The organism is Methanoregula sp., from assembly GCF_002835825.1.
GTDB lineage: Archaea > Halobacteriota > Methanomicrobia > Methanomicrobiales > Methanospirillaceae > Methanoregula.
In genome coordinates, this window is sequence record NZ_PIZH01000486.1 from 1 (window position 1) to 1,539 (window position 1,539).

Genomic DNA, 1,539 nt, shown 5'->3' on the forward strand with positions numbered 1-1,539 from the left:
ACGTTTTCATGCAACCCGCAGCCACGGGTAGCGGAGGGGCAGCCACGCGGGAACGCCGACGTGAGTGCAATGATGGACGACAGCGACGGGATTGCCCTTTCGCTCTACGACCTTATGAGCGTGAACGAGAATTGCGGTTTTGCGCTCGATTCATCGAACCTTCCCCTGCCCGTCGGTATTCCTGCAGAACAGGCACGGGAACTTGCACTCTAGGGCGGCGGTGACTATGAGCTGATCTTCACCATCGCACCGGACCGGTTCCCCGTCGAAGGCGTGCCTGCGACCGTGATCGGCACGGTCACTGAGAAAAAGGCAGTCATGGTTGACGGTATCCCCCTTGAAAAGCGGGGCTACCAGCACCGGTGGGAATAACTTATTTTTCCCGCCTCACCCCGGCTCCTCACAGTTTCCTTAAATACAAGGCGCAAGAGACATTTCTTCAGAAGAGCACAGACGGGAAGCATGTATGGAACCACTTGAGAGCAGGATGGCACGACTGACACCGGAACAGCGGATGGAAGTCGAAGATTTTGTGGATTTCCTCCTCCTGAAGAATAATTTCCGGCAGGATCCCATGGCAGTGTCAATCCCGTCACCTGTCCTGATGAACGCCCCCCCGGTCCTGTCTGCGGAACCGGCACCGGCATTACCGTCACAGCAGGTGTCGGCTCTGGTCATCCCTGAAGAAGTGTCCCTGCCTGACCATGGTCCAGTCCCGGAATCCTCCCCTATTCAGGAGATTGTGGATGTTGGGGAGGACGGGTACATGGACTATGGCAGATTCGAGCAGGCTGCGGCACTCAAAAGAGAACCTGAAAAGAGCGCGAAACGAAAGGTTATTGCTCGCGAGACAAGGGAAAAGTCCGGCCACCTGCTCGAATGGGTGGACTGAGCCGGCCTTTCGAACACTTACATCGAGCGATACGTCCTATAGTACAACAATTTATCGACAATGGTTTTTTCTGAGCCGGAATAGAGGGCAACAATCACCCGGATACGATCGGTTCCACGGGTTCCCTGCAGTCTCACTTCAGAGAGCCGTTGGTTGAAATTGAGCTTCCCCTCGGTCTCAGTCCCGTCTGACCGGGTCAGAATAACCCGGTTGTCTTTAACAAGGCCCATCCCCGGTCCGCCATTGAACGTTACGGTCACCATGGCGTTGCTGTTGTCCTTGTTCGCATCGATGTACAGCTCTGTATCCTTTGCAAGGGTCTGTGTCGGTTCCACGGTCAATACCACCGTGTTCACCGGAGCATCCGAGCTCCGGTAGTCTATTGCTGATGGGGTGCCGGCATTGCCGGAAGCGTTCAGGCCCGCAGGCAGGCTGAAGATCCCTGTTACAATCACGACTGAAATAAGGATAACCACAACAAGGGCAACACCTGCAGCAGCAAGTATTTTTGTATTCCGCACGGGAGCTGCTGATAAGGGGGGGCTGCCGGCAGATTCTCCAGTCTCCTCTTTTGGCGTATGAGTGACAGGAGTAGTTTCGGGGATCTGCACGGGGGAGGGGCCATCAGGGACTTCCTGAGGCAGGGG

General features: G+C 55.8%; 2 protein-coding genes and 1 pseudogene. 2 read left to right on the forward strand and 1 reads right to left on the reverse strand.

What is annotated here, in order from left to right:
- Together CW742_RS12540 and CW742_RS12545 are read left to right on the forward strand one after the other, a co-directional pair.
- Window positions 1–213 (forward strand): annotated as a pseudogene (locus tag CW742_RS12540) (thiamine-phosphate kinase); the annotation flags it as partial.
- Between the two features lie 253 nt (window positions 214–466).
- On the forward strand, window positions 467–892 hold the full coding sequence (locus tag CW742_RS12545; RefSeq protein WP_292420866.1) for a hypothetical protein: 426 nt from the start codon (window positions 467–469) through the stop codon (window positions 890–892).
- A gap of 17 nt (window positions 893–909) precedes the next feature.
- Here CW742_RS12545 and CW742_RS12550 read toward each other — a convergent pair.
- On the reverse strand, window positions 910–1,539 hold a 630-nt coding region (locus CW742_RS12550; RefSeq protein WP_292420868.1), incomplete at its 5' end, for a hypothetical protein.

Bases quoted from the DNA above. Each gene is read 5' to 3' on its own strand.
- CW742_RS12545 (WP_292420866.1), top strand. From the start codon at position 467: ATGGAACCACTTGAGAGCAGGATGGCACGACTGACACCGGAACAGCGG.